Consider the following 19,399-nt stretch of genomic DNA (forward strand, 5'->3'; position numbering starts at 1 on the left):
AATTACTACTCAAAAATTACGCTTAACGCTTTAATTGTACACAAAGAATAGCCCTATGCACTAATAACCTGTATAACGGTGTCAAGCGCTTGCTGAGGTTGTTCACTATCTAACCGATGAACATTGTCCCAGCTTCTCAACCAAGTGATCTGCCGTTTAGCCAATTGGCGCGTCGCGCAAATCCCTCGATAAACCATTTCATCATAATCTATTTCACCATCGAGATAAGACCACATTTGCCGATAACCTACGCAACGAATGGAAGGTAAATCAACATGGAGATCGCCTCGTTGGTATAGCGCTTTCACTTCGTCTTCAAACCCTGCTTCTAGCATTAAACGAAAACGTCGTTCGATACGCTCATGTAAAATTTTACGATCTTGTGGCTCAATAGCAAACTGAAACACATTATAAGGCAATTCTGTGCCTGCTGTTTGAGTCATTTCAGTCAAAGTTTGTCCCGAAATGAGATATACCTCTAAAGCTCGGGATAATCTTTGTGGATCATTAGGATGAATACGTGCCGCAGAGACGGGATCGACCTCAGCTAAACGACGATGTACCTCAGCCCAACCTTGTTCTTGTGCTATGTTCTCAATTGCCTCACGCACTTCTGGAGAGGCCGATGGCAGCGGTGACAACCCTTCTAATAAGGCTTTAAAATAAAGCATGGTACCGCCAACCAGTAATGGAATCTTACCTTGAGACGAAATTTCATCCATTACATTTAATGCGTCACGACGAAAATCGGCCGCAGAATAAGGCTGAGATGGATCGAGGATATCTATCAAACGATGCGGAGCTTGGCTCAGCTCTTCTTGATTAGGCTTCGCGGTACCAATATCCATTCCTCGATAAATCAATGCCGAATCGACACTAATGATCTCCACAGGCAAATGCTTGCGTAATTCGATGGCCAATGCCGTTTTGCCCGAAGCCGTTGGCCCCATTAAGAAGATGGCATTTGGTTTTTGTTGAGTTACTAAATCACTCATTTGTCAGTGTAGCTACCACGGGTTGTAAATTAATTAATTGTAATAATGTTGGCGGTGGATTTGCCACCCACTGCGGACAGATCCGCTCAACATCAGCCAGTAATTGAACTGCCTGCGCCAAACTCCAACTTTCTTCGTTTTTTGCCTGAGAAATCGCATTTGCTAGCCATTGCGCGATATTTTCATTCGAGACACTCTCTTTTGCTGACAAAAACACGATTAAATCAGAAAAAAGCTGCGATAAATTTTGCGTTCTTAGCGGTAACGATACCGTATGAATTGTTACTTTTCCATGAAATATCGAGGCATCGATACCAAATAGTGTCAATTGTTCCTTATAACGTTGCAAAACCTCTATTTCGTCACTTTTTAGTGACAATTTTAAGGGAATTAACAACGGTTGAGGTTTTAATCCACCATTTTCTGGCGTTAATTGAGCCAGCTTGAGTAAGTAATTCGCTTCATTCAAGGATAACAGGATTATCCCTAATGAAGACTCAATTAATGCAAAGTTTTTTGCGTAAATTGTCAATACTTTACCGAATTGGTAGTTATCCGCACTTTTCGCTACAGATTGGCTATCTACAGGATTGACACTCAACGGCTTTCTTTCTGGGAATAACGGTTTTTTATCTTCAGGCGCAACGGGAATCGACATCAAACGTTGATACAGCTCTCCCGCTTTGCGCTCATAGCTTGGCTCTGAGCGGTTATAGTTTGATATTGGACTAGACTTGCCTGCGTGGTCTGAAGTAAAAGTGTTGTTTTTACCTGCTACTGACGCATTTCGTGGCTCACCATACGAAAGAGGAGGCTCTTGAGCATGACTCCGTTGAGTGCCTTGTGGTTTCCCTGTTTCCTGTACAGTAGGAGAAGCAAAGTAGTTATCCCCTGCGGATGCCCGATTTTCAACTTCGTTGGATACCGGTTCTATTCCCGGAAGTTCACTTTCAGTTAGCGCATTAAGCAATACAGTGCGTACCGCTTGATAGATAAAATCATGCACTAATCTGGCTTGATGAAAACGCACTTCATGTTTGGCGGGATGGACGTTCACATCCACTTGCTTAGGGTCAATGGTCAAATACAGCACATAAGCGGGTTGTTGATTCTCATCCAGATGGCCTTCATACGCTTGGCGGATCGCATGGTTGATCAGCTTATCGCGCATCATACGACCATTCACGTAGCAATACTGAATATCACTGACTCCGCTCGACGTCGTTGATGGTGCAACCACCCAGCCTTTGATCCCTAAATCACTGTGCTCCCATGAAAGCGCTAACGCGCCTTGCATAAAACCCGTTCCACAAATTGTACCTAAACGGCGCTCTTGCTGATTGGCATCCTGCGCTGCACGATACTGCTTAACTAATTTGCCATTGTGCGACAAATTAATCGCCACATCAGGGCGAGAAAGCGCAATTCGGCGCACGATTTCATCAATATGCCCAAACTCGGTTTTTTCTGTACGCATAAATTTGCGACGAGCGGGCGTATTGTAAAAGAGATCCAGCACTTCGACCGTTGTGCCATTGGGGTGTGCTGCAGGTTTTACCGTCACCTGCATGTCACGACCTTCTGCATAGGATTGCCATGCTTCAGTTTGCTCAGCGGGTTTGGAGGTTAATGTCAGGCGGGAAACAGAGCTAATACTGGCAAGGGCTTCACCGCGGAAACCCATGCTCATAATCGCTTCAAGGTCATCTAATGTGGCAATTTTACTGGTGGCATGGCGCGCTAGAGCGAGGATCAACTCATCTTTGTTGATCCCACAGCCATTATCCCGAATACGGATCAGCTTTTCTCCCCCTCGCTCAATCTCGATATCGATGCGAGTTGCCCCTGAGTCAAGGCTATTTTCGACTAACTCTTTAACCACGGAGGCGGGTCTTTCGACCACTTCACCCGCCGCTATTTGGTTCGCTAATTGAGGAGAAAGGATCTGGATTGCCATAACCTAATTCACTTATTTTGGCGCTGCTTGCAGCGGATTCGCTAAAAAGTACTGACGTAACCCTTGGTGAATACCATCAGCCACTTTTTCTTGATAATCATTGGATTTCAATAGCTGTTCTTCGGATGTATTACTGATAAACCCGGTTTCCACTAAAATAGATGGAATATCGGGAGAACGCAGTACGCCAAGGCTCGCGTGTTCTGGGGTTTTCTTATGAATATTACCAATTTTTCTAAGCTGCTGAATGACATGAACCGCAACATCGTAACCCACACGTTGTGAATGCCCAAACTGTAAATCCAATACCGCTTGGCTTAAATATGGGTCTGCACCACTGAGCGCGTCACCCGCCCCACCAAGAAGTTCAGATTGCTTTTCACGCTGTTCCAACCAGCTACCTAATTCGCTGTTTGCTCGGCGGTTAGATAGCACCCAAACGGATGCCCCACGAGCGCTACTGTTTGGTGCTGAGTCAGCATGAATAGAAACCAGCATGTTGGCGCCTTTCTTACGCGCAACGTCTGAACGACCACTGACGGAAATAAAATAGTCTCCGTCCCTTGTCATTACAGGCTTAAACATCGGATCGGCATCCAATTTTTGATACAGTTTACGCGCTACACTCAGTGTCACATCTTTTTCTTTATAACCGTTTTTACCAATCGCCCCTGGGTCTTTCCCACCATGACCCGCATCAATCGCAATCACCACCTGCTTGGTGCCTTTTGGCAAGGTTTTGGTTGGCGTTGCTGGGGTTGATGGCGTGGTCGATGAAGCCACCGCTGGTACATTCATTTTTAATGGTTTTTCTTGTACCGGCTGAACAGGCTGCGAATTACGTGTGGATGGCGTTGCCGTTGGCTGGGCTGGCATCACGGTATTATTATATGAATTTGATGTCTGTCCTTTACCTGTTGATACCGTAAAGACAACTTGGTATTGACCAGAAACCTGCTGAACAACCGCTTTAGTCTTCGCAGCTTGAGAAAGCTCCAACACAATACGCTTGTGCTGGCTATCAGGCGCTTGGCTAGCGCGAACTTGCTTCACCAAGTCCCCTTTCGGAAGCTTAAGTGGCAAGCCAATAATTTCACCACGTTGCTGAACATCAATCACTAAGCGTTCTGGTGAGTGCAGCGGGAAGTAGGAATAATCAGGCTTTCCATCAACAAATGTTAATGTCACTTGCGCCTGTGAAGGGCTATTACTAACTTGAATATTAGAGAGAGATGCAGCTTTGGCGGTTGATGTCACCAGAGCCAGAGCAAACATCATCAATAATAAGAAAAGAGAAAAAATACCCTTGGTAGTTATTCTGTTCATCGATGCATTCATCATGAGCTATATGTTCCTTAGAATACCGTTAACGCTTCCAATAACGACTCTCCGGTTGTCGAAAAAGCGACAACCCGAGCCTGACGCCCTTCATCTTGATAGGTTAAATGGATCTCCAGATCCGCTTCAGGTAAGAAGCCTTTGCCCTGCTGTGGCCATTCCACTAAACAGACTGAGTTGTCTGAAAAATAGTCGCGGATCCCCATAAACTCAAGTTCTTCAGGATCGGCTAAACGATACAGATCAAAGTGAAAAACGTGTCTATCTGCTAATTCATAAGGCTCAACAAGTGTATAGGTTGGGCTTTTTACATGGCCTTCATGGCCCAATGCTTGTAAAAATCCACGACTAAATGTCGTTTTCCCTGCACCTAAATCGCCATACAGGTTAATGACCGCGCCTTGTTTACAGGCCATAGCGATCGTGCGCCCAAGCGCGACTGTTTGCTCTTCATTAGCAAGTTGTATTGTGCGTTCTTTCATAGTTAGTGAAGCCAATTATAATGATAAAATTTATTCAATATTGATATTAACGCCTATTTTAACTCAAGCAGATCTATTTGTGTTATTTAACATTGTTGGAACATCGAGATCGGAAATTTCCGAGCAAGATCGTGCCAACGCGATCTGTGGATTTTGATAAATCCAATGATCGTGTTAGAGTGCCTGCGAATCCACTTTTACCTAGATATTTCCCATGTCCACACGCCTCGATCTCGACCTTCTTGCCCAAAATATTAAACAATGGGGCATCGATGCTGGCTTTCAACAAGTCGGTATTTGCGATACGGATCTTACCCTTGAAGAACCCAAGCTCCAAGCATGGCTGGATAAACAATATCATGGCGAAATGGAGTGGATGAAGCGCCATGGTATGATGCGGGCGAGACCCCATGAATTACACCCCGGCACACTGCGCGTCATTAGTGTTCGAATGAACTATCTTCCTGCTAAGGCCGCTTTTGCCAGCACGCTAAATAATCCAGAACTAGGCTATGTCAGCCGCTACGCCCTTGGTCGCGATTATCATAAGCTATTAAAAAAACGCTTAAAAGTGCTTAGTGATCGGATCCTCGAGTATTGCAGCCAGTTTGAATGTTCCGATGATTTGAATTTTCGCCCTTTTGTTGACTCGGCACCTATCCTAGAACACCCACTTGCTGTCAAAGCGGGTTTAGGCTGGACGGGTAAGCACTCACTGGTGCTCAACCAACATTCAGGCTCATGGTTTTTCCTTGGCGAATTGCTTGTCAATCTTCCTCTACCCGTTGATCAACCCGTTGAAGAGCAGTGCGGGCGCTGCGTTGCTTGTATGACAACTTGCCCAACAGGCGCAATTGTCGAGCCTTATACTGTTGATGCAAGGCGCTGTATTTCCTATCTAACCATTGAACTCGATAGCGCGATCCCCGAAGAGTTTCGCCCTCTAATGGGTAACCGGATTTATGGCTGTGATGACTGCCAACTTATCTGCCCGTGGAATCGCTTTTCTCAATTGACGGATGAAGAAGATTTTAGCCCTAGAGCCGCATTGCATACGCCGGAACTATTGGATCTTTTTTCATGGGACGAAGAGAAATTTCTCCGTATTACGGAAGGCTCGGCGATTCGCCGTATCGGCTATATAAAATGGCTACGTAATATCAGCGTTGCTTTGGGTAATGCGCCCTATCAAGATAATATTGTTCTCGCATTACAGAGCCGTCTTGGGATCAACTCTATGTTAGACGAGCACTTCCAATGGTCGATTGGCCAACAACTCAAGCGTCGAGAAGAAAACCAAGTCACAATTCAAACTTCGCAACAAAAACGTCTTGTTCGGGCAATTACTAAAGGTTTACCTAGAGACGCCTAAAAAAAGTCCAGCCTTATATCCTAATCTATCAATTGTCAAACTGATGTGAATAAAATAAAAAAGTGCTTACCCGACAATAGGTAAAGGATTTGCAAGTTGTGCTAAGCACATTTTGAAGAAATAGTTTTTTACTTTAATTTCAATGAATTAAAATTAAAATTAATAATATTCATTTTGTGATAATCAAAAATTAACCAATAACTAACCTGTGGATAACTCTGTGCAGCAAAGTATTTCTGTCTAGGATAAATTGAACCTAGACCCACTCAGGTTGTGGATAACTTTCTCATGGAGAGAAGTAATAAAAAAACGCTGAATTTTAGTTAACTAACTAAAGTAAAGTTATCAAAAAGTCAGGTTAATAAGAAATTTTAACTGAACCGGTAAAAATAGGATTTTTTACCTTTCACTCGAACGTTCGCCATTTTGGCTGAAGTTCTTATAGGATGCCCTATTGCTAAGGGGTGGCTATTCTATGGCTCTCCGCCTATGAATGCAAGCAAAAAACTCACTTGGATCCTAAAAAGATCATAAATAATAAAAGGATCGTGAACAAGGAAGATAAAAATTGCTTTTGTGTAAATAATGAACATTAAACGGCTAATAAGTATTAATGCGTAAGCATAGAACTAGCATTTAATAGAATGTTTATTAAGGGGTCATACAGAAAGAAAAATAGAGAAAATTGAGAGGTAAAAATTTGGAGCGGGAAACGAGACTCGAACTCGCGACCCCGACCTTGGCAAGGTCGTGCTCTACCAACTGAGCTATTCCCGCATTTGGTGGGTACTGCTTCTGCTAAAACACTAAGAAAGTTTGGAGCGGGAAACGAGACTCGAACTCGCGACCCCGACCTTGGCAAGGTCGTGCTCTACCAACTGAGCTATTCCCGCATTCCGAAAATAGTGCTCTAGCTAAAACATCAAGAAAGTTTGGAGCGGGAAACGAGACTCGAACTCGCGACCCCGACCTTGGCAAGGTCGTGCTCTACCAACTGAGCTATTCCCGCATAACCAATTCTTGGTGCCTTAATCGTGCCAATAAAATCATAAAAACTTCATCGGTACGGGGAGCGCATTATACGAGAAATTAAGATACTAGCAAGCGTTTGAACTCAAATTTTTTATTTTTTTGTTCGTTTGATGATAAAACAATCATAGTGATGATTTTGTCGTCGCCGTTTGTTAAATAAGCATTTCAAGGTGTTAAGTTTGTTAACCTTAGCCCTTTTTATGATGAAGTGACCCAATCCTCTAATCTTAAACCATCAACCCTTTCAAACTCGCGAGTATTATTTGTGACGACGATAAGCCCTTTGCTTCTAGCGTGAGCCGCTATGTGTAGATCATTTTCCCCGATTTTTTTACCTTGTTTTTCGAGATTTGCTCGAATATCACCGTAATGACAAGCGGCCGCTTCATCATAAGGCAACACGCAAAGCCGAGAAACGAAATCATTAACAACAGCTAAATTTCGTTCTGGATTCATGCTTTTTTCTGCGCCAAAAACCAGCTCTGCTAACGTAATTGTTGAAATTGCCAATTGGTCAGCATGCTGGTTAAACTTTGGTAATAATGCTGCAGGTCGTCGTTTGATGGTGAAAATAATAATATTAGTATCAAGCAAGTATTTAATCATCGAAAGATTCTCTTGGGGTAGGAACTTGCTCTGCTCTCGAAACTAAAAAATCATCCGTGGCCGAAGTTTCCGTTAAAAAGAAGCTATCCCACGTATTTTGCAGTGGTGTAATAATACGCTCTTTACCTTTCATTCTAACGGTGACTTCTTTCACATCATCAGGAAACCGTAACTCTGCGGGTAAACGAACATTTTGAGTCCGATTACTCATAAAAACCTTACTGTGTAGGATCATTATGATTCCTCCCAAATAGTGCCATATAGCTTGAGTATATAGCACCATTAGAGTTGCTGCAATATTGAGCACTTTAGAGCAAGTTATTTAATAAACGTTTCTCGGTAATATACCAGCTCAGCAATTGATTCGCGGATATCATCCAGCGCTTGGTGGGTGTTTTTCTTTGAGAATCCAGCGAGGATCTCAGGCTTCCAGCGGCGAGCTAACTCTTTTAATGTACTCACATCAAGATAGCGGTAATGAAAATAGCTTTCTAACTCTGGCATATAATTAAATAAGAAGCGGCGGTCTTGTCCTACGCTATTTCCACAGATAGGCGATGCACCTTTTGGTACCCATTTTTCTAAAAATTCAATGGTCGCCAGCTCTGCTTCACGCTCACCAATAGAACTTTTACGAATACGCTCGACTAAGCCGCTATTAGTATGGGTGTTTACATTCCACTCATCCATTAATGCCAACTGCTCTTCGGTTTGGTGTACCGCGATAACAGGGCCTTCCGCTAAGATATTCAGGTTACTGTCAGTCACAATCGTAGCGATTTCAATAATACGATCACGAATAGGATCGAGTCCGGTCATTTCTAAATCGATCCAAATTAAATTATTCTCATTCTTTTGCATGATATGCCCTAACTGAATACGGTGGAGTTAAGGTATGATAACACCCTTCGTGCTATCCGTTATAGGTATGTAGTTTTTCAATAATATCCCTATCGGTTATAATATAGACACTAAATTATTTAAGTGAGAGAGGTCAGGTGGCTAAGCAGAAACTTTCGAAAGGCCAACAGCGCCGCGTGCAAGAAAATCATCAAAAAAGACTCAAAAAGCAGAAAACCATTGAGATTGATGATAGCCAATTAGGTGAGGCTCAAGAGGGCTTAGTGATTAGCCGCTTTGGTCAACATGCGGATATTGAAGCCGCAGATGGCACTATACAGCGCTGTAACCTGCGTCGAACCATCTCATCTTTAGTGACTGGGGACAAAGTTGTCTGGCGCCCTGCACTAAACACACAGAGTGATATCAAAGTGAACGGCATTGTCGAAGCCGTTCATGAACGCCACTCCGTCTTAACTCGCCCTGATTATTATGATGGGTTAAAACCTATCGCCGCCAATATCGACCAAATCGTCGTGGTTTCTGCGATTTTACCTGAATTATCGCTCAATATTATCGACCGCTACTTAGTCGCCTGTGAAACGACAGGGATCCAGCCGATTATTGTCTTAAACAAAGTTGACCTACTCGATGAAGAAAATCGCGAGTGGGTCAGTGATTTAATGACAATTTATAGCGACATTGGCTACCAAGTGCTCGAAGTTTCCAGTCATACCGGTGAAGGAATGGAAGCACTCACTAACACGCTATCAGGTAAAGTGTCGGTCTTTGTTGGTCAATCAGGTGTTGGTAAATCCAGTTTGTTGAATACGTTGCTGCCTCAAAATGAAGCTGCAATCTTAGTTAATGATGTCTCTGATACCTCAGGCTTAGGGCAGCATACGACGACCGCATCCAGACTGTACCACTTCCCACAGGGTGGTGATGTCATCGATTCACCGGGCGTACGTGAATTTGGTCTTTGGCATCTGACAAAGGAACAAGTGACCAAAGGATTTGTCGAATTTAAAGATTACCTTGGTGGCTGTAAATTCCGCGATTGTAAACACTTAGATGACCCCGGCTGTTTACTGCGAGACGCAATGGAAGACGGCAAAATTGCCGAATCACGCTTTGAAAACTATCACCGTATTTTAGAAAGTATGGAACAAGTTAAACTGCGTGGTAACTTTACCGCTAAAGATAAATAATCCCCGAAATCAGTCTAAAATAAGTTAGTGAGCGCTCACGTTTATCGTTCATTTTATCCGCTTTCTGAAATAATTCGAAAGCGGATGAGTTTCAGTTACAATAGCGCCCTTTCACTAACTTACCTTTAAAATTCAGAGGTTAACGTGCTAGATAAAATCAAAATTCGCCTGCAATTTATGCTTCCTAAACAAGGGCTTACTCAACTTGCAGGATGGTTTGCTAGTCGCAATGTAGGTTTTGTAACCCAATGGGCAATAAAGCTGTTCGCAAAAGCCTACAAAGTGAACATGAATGAAGCTCAAAAAAGTGAGCTTACCGCGTATTCAACTTTTAACGACTTTTTCATCCGTACATTAAAAGATGGCGCGCGCCCAATTGTTGAAGCCGAACATCAACTTGCACAGCCTGCAGACGGTGCCGTTAGCCAATTAGGCCCTATCGATAATGACCTGATTTTTCAGGCAAAAGGCCATAATTATACAGTTGAAGCTCTACTTGCTGGGCAATATCAGTTAGCCGATAAATTTCGTGATGGTGATTTTATCACAACCTATTTATCCCCAAGTGACTACCACCGTGTACATATGCCATGTGACGGCTTATTAACAGAGATGATTTACGTCCCTGGCGATCTGTTCTCCGTTAATCCATTAACCGCAGCAAATGTGCCGAATTTATTTGCACGTAATGAACGTTTAATCTGCGTGTTTGATACCCCATTTGGCACAATGGTGCAGATTTTAGTTGGTGCAACCATTGTCGGCAGCATTGATACCGTTTGGAGCGGTTGTGTTAACCCACAGCGTGAAGGCGTAATTAAACGGTGGACATATCCAGCACAAGGTGAAGAAGGCGCTATCTTCCTACAAAAAGGGGAAGAAATGGGTCTATTCAAACTCGGTTCCACTGTCATTAACCTGTTTGAACCTAACAAAATTCGCTTTAATGCCTCATTGATCCCCGGCTATGCAACCCGCATGGGTGAGCTATTAGCAGAATCAATCGATGAGCAGCAACGCACTGAAACTGTTAGCTAATCATTTAAACTATAATTAAATTATTCTATCTCTGAAGGAGCTCCTCACTGTGCGTTTGATTATCAGTTTTTTACTTAGCCTGTTAATCGTTTTTTCATCCCACGCGGCGCCAGCCTCCGCACAAGATGAAGCACAGATTACACAGGAGCTCAAACAGCTTGATCCAAGCAAAAACCCCAAGGACGCAGAGATCGCTCAAGCGTTGCAAGGGGCATTAAGCTGGATTAACGAAGCCCGTGATTCAGACAATAAGGCAAAGTCTTACCAAGATGCTATCGATAATTTCCCGAGAATTATCAAAACAATCCGTCAAGCCTTACTCAATGAAACCGATACACCGCCCGCTATCCCTACCAGCATTAGCTTAAGTGAACTAGAGCAGCGTATTACCCAAGTCAGCAGCCAGCTACTTGATCAAGGGCGCTTGATGCAGCAAGAGCAAGACAAAGGGCGCGAAATCAGCGAATCCTTGAATCTCTTGCCACAGCAGTTATCTGAGGCACGACGTCAATTAACGGATGCCTCAACGCGATTCCAATCGCTCAATACGCCAACGACTCCGTTAGCTGAAGCCCAATACACCTTAGCTCAAGCCGAAGTAAGTGCTCGCAAGTCCATTGTGAACGAGCTAGAAATGGCGCAATTATCGGCCAATAACCGTCAAGAAATTTCCCGAATGGCGCTGGAGCTTGAGAAAAAGCGTTATCAGCGCCTAGAATTAGAGCTTCAACAGCTCCGTGATTTCCAAAATACCCAGCGCCAACAAAAAGCAATATTGGCGTTAGAGCATACCGAAATGTTGGCAGAACAGGGTGAATTGACCCCGTTCTTAAAAGAGCAGCTTGATATCAACCGCAAAATGTCCCAAGAGTTGACTGAGCAAGCTCAGCGTATGAGCGAAATCACCACCAACCAAGCCGAAATCTCCACCAGCATTCGAAATGCACGACAAGCACTATCGACTATCCGTGAACAAGCCCAGTGGATCAGCAGTTCAAGTACTTTAGGAGAAGCGCTTCGTACCCAGCTTTCTCGCCTTCCAGATATCCCTAAAAGCCAGCAACTTGACCGTGAAATGGCGGATTTACGTGTTCAGCGCTTAAATTATGAAGATATGCTTGAGCGCTTGTCCAAGCTTGACGTATCAGTACAAGAAAGCGCCAATGACTTAAACCCTTCGCAGTCACAGGTTTATCAGTCACTGATGAAGACCCGCAAAGAGCTATTAACTTCGCTCATTTCGGGATTTGATGGCGAAATGTTAGAACTGACTAAGCTCAATGTTGCAACGGGGCAATTAACGGATGCGCTGAAAGAGGTAAAAGACGCCTCAAACCGTTATCTGTTCTGGGTCGCTGATGTCCCGCCGATTAGCATTAATTATCCGGTGCTTGTGGTTACTGACATGACCCAGTTGCTTTCACTGGATACTCTCTCCCAGCTCGCAGGTGCCCTGCAAGTGATGGTCACTAGCCAAGACACGTTCTTATACCTGCTGGGTTCCATTATCTTAGTCATTTTCAGTGTCAGCACACGCCGCCATTATCAAGCGTTCTTAGACCGTTCAAGTCTGCGCATTGGTAAAGTGACACAAGACCGTTTCTATTTAACCATCCGCACTATTTTCTGGTCGATTATCGTGGCGCTTCCTCTGCCAATGATGTGGTCTGCCATTGGCTATGGCTTACAAAGTGCATGGCAATATCCGATGGCAGCAGCCATCGGCTACGGCGTTAGCGCAACGACCCCGCTGCTCTGGCTGTTTATGATCAGTGAAACATTCTCACGACCTACCGGGTTGTTCATTTCCCACTTTGGTTGGGATAAAGACGCGGTAAAACGCGCAATGCGCCATTACCGATTAGCCATTTTTGTGATTGTGCCGTTAGTGATGGCGATCATCACTTTTGAACATTACAGCGAGAGAGAGTTCTCTGCGACCTTAGGCCGCCTCTGCTTCTTAGTGCTATGTGTCGCATTAAGCTTAATTACCAATAACTTACGCCGTTCTAAAATCCCATTATATTTGGACAGACATGGCTCCGGTGAAAACTTAGTGAACACCGCATTATGGTGGCTCATTTTCATTGCGCCGGTGATTGCCGCATTTTTCTCGGTATTGGGTTATTTCTCCACTTCTCAGGCACTGTTGGCGCGACTCGAGACCTCAGTGGCGATTTGGTTTGTGATTTTAATTATTTATCACACTATCCAGCGCTGGATGTCAATGCAGCGTCGAAAACTTGCCTTCGAGCGAGCAAAACAGCGCCGTGCGGAAATCTTAGCCCAGCGAGCTAAAGGGGAAGAAGATTCTCAACTCCCCAATGCCAGCGGTGAAGGGAATATTGATATTGAAGAGCAGGTTCTTGACCTCGATACTATCAGTACCCAATCGGTTGGATTGGTGCGCTCCATTCTGACTATGATAGCGCTGGTCTCGTTAATTTGGCTGTGGTCTGAATTGCATACCGCATTTTCATTCCTTGAAAATATTCGCCTGTGGGATGTGACCTCATCCATCAATGGTGTGGAAACCGTGCAAGCCATCACTATGGGCTCGATTTTTATCGCCATACTGGTGATTATCGTGACCGCGCAGCTCGTTAGAAACTTACCTGCACTATTAGAACTCGCCGTCCTTCAACATCTCGACTTAACACCGGGTACCGGTTATGCCATCAGTACTTTGACCAAGTACAGCATCACCATCATCGGAACCATTGTCGGGTTCTCCATGCTGGGGATCGACTGGTCAAAACTGCAGTGGCTTATCGCGGCAATGGGGGTCGGGCTAGGGTTTGGTTTACAAGAAATTTTCGCCAATATTATCTCTGGTTTAATGATCCTATTTGAAAAACCGATCCGTATCGGCGATACGGTCACTATCCGTAACTTAACCGGTAGCATCACTAAGATTAATACCCGCGCCACTACCTTAACGGACTGGGACAGAAAAGAGATTATTGTGCCGAACAAGGCATTTATTACTGAACAGTTTATTAACTGGTCTCTGACCGACACCATTACCCGTATCGTGATGACCATCCCTGCTCCAGCGGATGCCGATAGCGAAAAAGTGACAGAGATTATCCTGCGTGCGGCAAAACGCTCGTCCATGATTTTGGATAACCCGAATCCAGAAGTTTATCTCGTGGACTTACAGCAAGGGATCCAAATTTTCGAGCTGCGGGTGTATGCAGGTGAAATGGGGCATCGTTTACCGGCTCGCCACGAAATCCATCAGCATATTTTAGAAGCCTTTGCAGAACAAGGAATTACATTGCCATTCCCACCGTTCCAAGCCCGTGTGGATGTGCGCAGTAATTCGATTCAAAGCGCCACAAATAACCTTTCTGGTCGCAATCCACCTCGTGGTACTGGTGAGCTATAAGTTTATCGAGGGAGCTTTTGCTCCCTCGTTTTTCATCATAGAAAAGGCAGAATAATGACCCAAGCAGTAGAAATCCAAGACGAATCTATCAAATTGAAAATTGCACAGTATGAGCGAATAGGCTCCATTCTGTTTTTTCTGATCCCGTTGGTGATTTTGCTGATTGTCGGAAAGGATTTTGCCTTTAATACGCTCTATCTGTGGCAAGGATTCAGCCTGCTGTATTTGGTGGTTTACCGTTTGAAAGTTCATCAATTGTCGACAAAAACGCTGCAACTGAGTGTACGCCGAGGATGGGGATATAATCGATTTTACCGCTTTTGCTGGGGATATTTGATTCTGTCTGTGATTGGATTAACGGGATACCTGCTGATATCCCGTTAAATTAATATTGGACGAATTAGCTTTCTTCGCTATTACCGTAGGTTTTAATGTAGTTGTCAGCCAGTTTTTGCGCTTGTTTCAGCTCTTCTGCGTTCAACTGCTCTGCGATTTTTTTCTGTAAACGTTGGCTCTCTTTATTGCCACTATAAACCGCGGTAGACAGCCATGCATACGCTTGCTGTAGGTTCTTTTTCACCCCTTTCCCTTCAGAGTACATCACCCCTAAACGGTCTTGGGAATTTGCATCACGCTGTTTTGCGGCTTTTCTGAACCAAAACACGGCTTTTTCATTATCTAATGCGACGCCACTACCAATCGAATACATTTGCCCGATTTTGAACTGTGCAATCACATTGCCACCTTGCGCTGCCTTTCTAAACCAGTATGCGGCTTTTTCCAGATCCTGTTTAACCCCTAAGCCCTGTGCATACATGGTGGCCATGTTGGTTTCTGCGCGAGTATCACCATTTTTAGCGGCTTCTTCGTACCACAGCATCGCTTTATCATAATCTCGGCGAACACCAAAACCATTTACATACATAGTACCAAGGCGGAACTGGGCATCTGAATTACCTTGATCCCCGGCTTTGATAAACCATTCTGCTGCCACTTTGGAGTCTTGGGAAACGCCCTGACCTTTAAAATAACGCTCACCTAACAGGAATTGAGACGCGGGATCACCTTTTTCAGCTAACTGCGTAATTTGCTCTATCGTCGTCTGTTCACTGGCGGTCGTTGGTTTCGCCGGTGTAGCCAATAATAATGAACTATAACAAACAGATCCTAACAACAGCGCTAACGCAATTTTTTTCATCCTAAGTAACCCTCAACAGTGCAGTATGGCAACTGGCGACACAGTAATACCCGTTATTATCGGCTGATTTGGCAGATTATGCAGCCTAAACTCGCTTTTCATCTGAACTAGTTTAAATTTACTCGTCAGAAGACAAAATAGGATAAACACCTTAATTTTGATGAATAGCACTTTTCGTTATCATTCATGGCAAAAGGCAAATAAAAAGCCAGATAGTTTTTTATTCTATCTGGCTTTCTGTTTATACACATAGATAAAATGGTTATTTGTTGTCTAAATATTTACTTCTCAAATAACGAGCAACCGCATCATCTTGGTTAGACCCGATAACTTCCATCTGAGGTAAAGCATCTTTCAGCAGCTGATGAGCATTTTGCATAATGCAGCCCTTGCCTGCTAACTTCAGCATCTCTTTGTCATTCATGCCATCACCAAACGCGATGCAATCATGGGTTCCATAACCATGCAATGCTGTGACTTGTTTCAATGCTTCCCCTTTAGAAACGGAGCCCGCCATCACTTCAAGGCAACTATGCAAGGAGAAAGTAACATGAACCTTGTCCTGCCAACGACGTTGAATACGCTGTTGCAGATCTACCAGTAAATCGTGATCTTCACTGGTGTAGTACACTTTGCAGACTTCTGAGGTTGGAAAATCGCGGTGGTCAAACAGTTGGTAATTAAACACAGACTCTTTGAAAAACTCTTTCTGCTCAGGGCTTTCACGGTTAATAAACCAATCATCACCATGGTAGTAATTGGTGAGAATTTCTGGGTGATCAAACTCCATTAAGCACAGTTCTTTCGCTATCTGCGAGTCAACGTTGTTCGCAAAAATAAGGTCGCCATTGGTGTTATGAATACGCGCCCCATTCGAGGTGATCATATAAGCATCAATACCCAGACCATCACGGATCTGTGCAACATCAATATGATGGCGTCCCGTCGCGAATACAAATCGTACTTCTTCGGTCGCTACAAGCTGCTTAAGAGTGTCTTTGGTATACAGGGTTAAATCATGATTGGGAGATAAAAGTGTTCCGTCCAAATCGGAAGCAACAACCGGATATTTCATACAAGATCCCTAATTATGGCTAATGCTGCTCAAAAAAATCACAAATTGCATTGAGGGCCATGGCTCTCAATGCATCTATTTCAAACAGGATTTCGTGGTGAGCCCCTTCGATAATGAGGGGTAATTTTTCTTCTCGTCCTGTTTGCGCTTTTTGCCGACTTTGACAAAAAGCTTGTAGCTCTCGATTACTGACTACCTTCTCTTCGCTCGCTTCAAGGAGCATCAGAGGGGTTTCAATCTCTCCCGCTTTCGCAACCAGCTCTTTACCAATCGCAAAACTTTCTCGTAACCAGTGGTAAGTTGGACCACCGAGACGTAATTCAGGATAATCCGCATAGTAGCGTAAATAGCGTCGATAACGCTCTTGGCTATGGGTTAACACATTGATTAAATAAGGTAATGGCTGCCATTTCCCCGTAGAAACTGCATAATCATTTCGCACACTGCGGCGCGGCTCTGCACGCTCAACAATAAAGCTCGCAAGCCAATGAGGCATCGGTAAATTAACGCCAATCATGGGAGCGCACAATGCGGCAGCGTCAAATGTCACGCTATCTCGGAGTAAGTACCCAGCAAGGATCGCGCCTCCCATCGAATGAGCCAGCGCATAGCATTTAGGATAGTGACGATCTCTCACTTCTAAATCAATGAATTTTTCAAAATCATCGATGTAATCTGTAAATTTTTCAACATGCCCTTTTTGGGGATCCGCCAGCATACGGCCAGATCTCCCTTGCCCACGATGATCAATAATAAAAACATCGAACCCTAAATGATAAAAATCGTAGGCGACTTCAGGGTATTTAACGTAACTTTCACTGCGACCCGGTGATATAACCACGGCTTTATGGTGCTTTGCATGAATAAAACGCACATAGCGAATAGGAATGTCATCAACGCCAAGAAACTCAGCTTCTTCACGTAATTGCCAAAAATCTAAAAGCGGACCGTTGGTAAAGGCCGAAAACTCAGTTTCTCGATTTAACCAACTGGCCTTTAGACTATCTGGCGACATGGGGTTTCCTCATTCATAACCTTCTAGATGATCTTGGATGAGTGTCATAAACGCCTCACCAAAACGCTCTAACTTTTTCTCACCAACCCCATTTATCAGTAATAATTCAACGGGTTTAGTCGGGCAATGTTCTGCCATTTCAATCAACGTTGCATCGTTGAAAACCACAAAAGGCGGGATATTTTCTTCATCCGCAATGGATTTACGTAATTTACGCAATTTGGCAAACAGCTTCTTATCATAATTGCCATGATAAATTTTGTTTTGTTGATTCCGGCTTTTGGTGACTAAAACACGTGGAACCGCTAACTGTAATGGCATTTCACCACGCAGAATGGGCCTAGCCGCTTCCGTTAACTGTAATGCGGAGAAATGCGCGATATTTTGAGTGATCATGCCTAAATGAATTAATTGACGTAAAACGCTCACCCAATGTTCATTAGTCTGCTCTTTACCAATACCATACACCGGTAGTTTATCGTGCCCTAAGTCGCGAATTCGCTGATTGTTAGCGCCTCGTAGCACCTCAACAATGTAGCCAATACCAAACCGCTGCCCAACGCGATAAATACAAGAGAGTGCTTTTTGCGCATCCATCAGCCCATCATAACGTTTTGGCGGATCAAGGCAGATATCACAGTTACCACAAGGTTTTTGGCGATTTTCGCCGAAATAGTTCAGTAAAACCAGGCGACGACAGGTTTGCGCTTCGGCAAAGGCAGCAATGGCATTTAATTTATGACGTTCAATATCCTGCTGCATTCCCGCTGGTTTTTCTTCTAAACATCGACGGAGCCACGCCATATCAGCAGGATCGTAAAATAGAATGGCTTCGGCTTCGACGCCATCACGCCCTGCTCGTCCCGTTTCTTGGTAATACGCTTCAATGTTACGAGGAATATCAAAGTGCGCCACAAAACGGACGTTGGACTTGTTAATTCCCATTCCAAATGCCACGGTCGCAACCACAATTTGCAGGTTATCTTTCTGGAATGCATCTTGCACCCAGTCACGCTGGGCACTCTCCAAACCAGCATGGTAAGCAGCGACACTCAAGCCACGTTTTTGTAATCTTTCCGCGGTTTCTTCAACTTTACTACGGCTATTACAGTAAACAATCCCTGACTTACCTTTCTGAGCCTTAATAAAAAACCATAATTGATCTAACGGTTTATATTTCTCGACTAAGGTATAGCGGATGTTCGGGCGGTCAAAGCTGCTCACATGAACTAATGGGTCATTAAGCTCGAGTAAGCGAATAATATCAGCGCGCGTGGTTTCATCTGCTGTAGCAGTCAGCGCCATCACGGGCACATTCGGTAAGGAATGGCGTAATTGACCTAATGAACGATATTCAGGACGGAAATCATGGCCCCACTGGGAAATACAGTGCGCTTCATCTACCGCTAATAAGGCGATATCCCAGCTACCAATTTGCTGAATGAAATAGTCAGTCAGTAAACGCTCTGGTGCCACATACAAAAGTTTGATTTTCCCTTGAGCGCATAATTCCATAATTTGGCGCTGCTCTAGAGGGGTTTGTGAGGAATTCAAACAAGCCGCTTCAACACCGTGTAACTTGAGTTGATCAACTTGATCCTTCATTAAGGAGATTAAAGGTGACACCACCAGCGTAATGCCTTGTTTAACCAGCGCAGGCACTTGGTAGCAGAGCGATTTTCCGCCCCCTGTTGGCATCAATACTAAGCAGTCACGACCATCGAGAATACCGCCAATGACAGCATCTTGCCCCGGACGAAAGGATTGGTAACCGAACGTGCTATTGAGCACATTTTCAGCCAGTGAAAGTTGATTGATAACGCAAGCGGTAGACACGAATTCCCTCTAG

At 44.2% G+C, this 19,399-nt stretch carries 16 protein-coding genes and 3 tRNA genes; 5 read left to right on the forward strand and 14 right to left on the reverse strand.

The window, feature by feature from the left end:
* Positions 1-53: 53 nt before the first annotated feature.
* From miaA to tsaE, 4 genes are read right to left on the reverse strand one after another with little or no spacing between them, the layout of a single operon-like run.
* Positions 54-995: a tRNA (adenosine(37)-N6)-dimethylallyltransferase MiaA gene (gene miaA, locus H0913_RS17335; RefSeq protein ID WP_154638083.1), complete on the reverse strand. Its 942-nt coding sequence runs from the start codon at positions 993-995 to the stop codon at positions 54-56.
* Entirely contained in the window at positions 988-2,952 is a 1,965-nt protein-coding gene (mutL, locus tag H0913_RS17340; RefSeq protein WP_181477677.1) for a DNA mismatch repair endonuclease MutL, read from the reverse strand. The genes miaA and mutL overlap by 8 nt, the downstream gene beginning before the upstream one ends.
* A 12-nt stretch (positions 2,953-2,964) precedes the next feature.
* Positions 2,965-4,293 (reverse strand): N-acetylmuramoyl-L-alanine amidase AmiB, encoded by a 1,329-nt coding sequence (gene amiB, locus H0913_RS17345; RefSeq protein WP_181477678.1) that lies wholly within the window; start codon positions 4,291-4,293, stop codon positions 2,965-2,967.
* Positions 4,294-4,307: 14 nt separating this feature from the next.
* A complete protein-coding gene (gene tsaE, locus H0913_RS17350) occupies positions 4,308-4,772 on the reverse strand; it encodes a tRNA (adenosine(37)-N6)-threonylcarbamoyltransferase complex ATPase subunit type 1 TsaE (RefSeq protein ID WP_154638081.1) in 465 nt (154 codons plus the stop codon).
* Positions 4,773-4,986: 214 nt separating this feature from the next.
* On the opposite strand from tsaE, the gene queG reads away from it, so the two are divergent.
* On the forward strand, positions 4,987-6,144 hold the full coding sequence (queG, locus tag H0913_RS17355) for a tRNA epoxyqueuosine(34) reductase QueG (RefSeq protein ID WP_181477679.1): 1,158 nt from the start codon (positions 4,987-4,989) through the stop codon (positions 6,142-6,144).
* 701 nt (positions 6,145-6,845) lie between these two features.
* Here the strand turns inward: queG and H0913_RS17360 are convergent.
* The 6 genes from H0913_RS17360 to orn form a co-directional block, all read right to left on the reverse strand.
* Positions 6,846-6,921, reverse strand: a tRNA-Gly gene (locus tag H0913_RS17360).
* 40 nt (positions 6,922-6,961) lie between these two features.
* Positions 6,962-7,037, reverse strand: a tRNA-Gly gene (locus tag H0913_RS17365).
* A gap of 40 nt (positions 7,038-7,077) precedes the next feature.
* Positions 7,078-7,153: transfer RNA gene (locus H0913_RS17370), tRNA-Gly, on the reverse strand.
* Positions 7,154-7,374: 221 nt separating this feature from the next.
* Entirely contained in the window at positions 7,375-7,782 is a 408-nt protein-coding gene (vapC, locus tag H0913_RS17375; RefSeq protein ID WP_154603060.1) for a type II toxin-antitoxin system tRNA(fMet)-specific endonuclease VapC, read from the reverse strand.
* On the reverse strand, positions 7,775-8,017 hold the full coding sequence (gene vapB / locus H0913_RS17380; RefSeq protein WP_036948919.1) for a type II toxin-antitoxin system VapB family antitoxin: 243 nt from the start codon (positions 8,015-8,017) through the stop codon (positions 7,775-7,777). Before vapB ends, vapC begins: the two co-directional genes overlap by 8 nt.
* Before the next feature lie 83 nt (positions 8,018-8,100).
* A complete protein-coding gene (orn, locus tag H0913_RS17385; RefSeq protein WP_036948917.1) occupies positions 8,101-8,643 on the reverse strand; it encodes an oligoribonuclease in 543 nt (180 codons plus the stop codon).
* Positions 8,644-8,780: 137 nt separating this feature from the next.
* Between orn and rsgA the strand changes: the two genes are divergently transcribed.
* From rsgA to H0913_RS17405, 4 genes are all read left to right on the forward strand, one after another.
* On the forward strand, positions 8,781-9,833 hold the full coding sequence (gene rsgA / locus H0913_RS17390) for a small ribosomal subunit biogenesis GTPase RsgA (protein WP_181477680.1): 1,053 nt from the start codon (positions 8,781-8,783) through the stop codon (positions 9,831-9,833).
* Between the two features lie 144 nt (positions 9,834-9,977).
* Complete coding sequence (gene asd, locus H0913_RS17395; protein ID WP_181477681.1) at positions 9,978-10,871, forward strand: archaetidylserine decarboxylase; 894 nt, start codon at positions 9,978-9,980, stop codon at positions 10,869-10,871.
* A 49-nt stretch (positions 10,872-10,920) separates the two neighbouring features.
* On the forward strand, positions 10,921-14,262 hold the full coding sequence (mscM, locus tag H0913_RS17400; protein WP_181477682.1) for a miniconductance mechanosensitive channel MscM: 3,342 nt from the start codon (positions 10,921-10,923) through the stop codon (positions 14,260-14,262).
* A gap of 54 nt (positions 14,263-14,316) precedes the next feature.
* Entirely contained in the window at positions 14,317-14,646 is a 330-nt protein-coding gene (locus H0913_RS17405; RefSeq protein WP_154603062.1) for a hypothetical protein, read from the forward strand.
* A 16-nt stretch (positions 14,647-14,662) separates the two neighbouring features.
* On the opposite strand, the gene H0913_RS17410 is transcribed toward H0913_RS17405, so the two are convergent.
* The 4 genes from H0913_RS17410 to recQ all read right to left on the reverse strand — a co-directional run bounded on the left by H0913_RS17410 (position 14,663) and on the right by recQ (position 19,386).
* A complete protein-coding gene (locus H0913_RS17410; protein WP_154603063.1) occupies positions 14,663-15,460 on the reverse strand; it encodes a tetratricopeptide repeat protein in 798 nt (265 codons plus the stop codon).
* 262 nt (positions 15,461-15,722) lie between these two features.
* On the reverse strand, positions 15,723-16,535 hold the full coding sequence (gene yigL, locus H0913_RS17415; protein WP_108478802.1) for a sugar/pyridoxal phosphate phosphatase YigL: 813 nt from the start codon (positions 16,533-16,535) through the stop codon (positions 15,723-15,725).
* Positions 16,536-16,554: 19 nt separating this feature from the next.
* Positions 16,555-17,550 (reverse strand): lysophospholipase L2, encoded by a 996-nt coding sequence (gene pldB / locus H0913_RS17420; protein ID WP_154603065.1) that lies wholly within the window; start codon positions 17,548-17,550, stop codon positions 16,555-16,557.
* A gap of 9 nt (positions 17,551-17,559) precedes the next feature.
* Positions 17,560-19,386 (reverse strand): ATP-dependent DNA helicase RecQ, encoded by a 1,827-nt coding sequence (gene recQ, locus H0913_RS17425; protein ID WP_132496325.1) that lies wholly within the window; start codon positions 19,384-19,386, stop codon positions 17,560-17,562.
* Positions 19,387-19,399: the final 13 nt, after the last annotated feature.

Origin of the sequence: Providencia rettgeri (assembly GCF_013702265.1) — a bacterium.
GTDB classification, from domain to species: domain Bacteria; phylum Pseudomonadota; class Gammaproteobacteria; order Enterobacterales; family Enterobacteriaceae; genus Providencia; species Providencia zhijiangensis.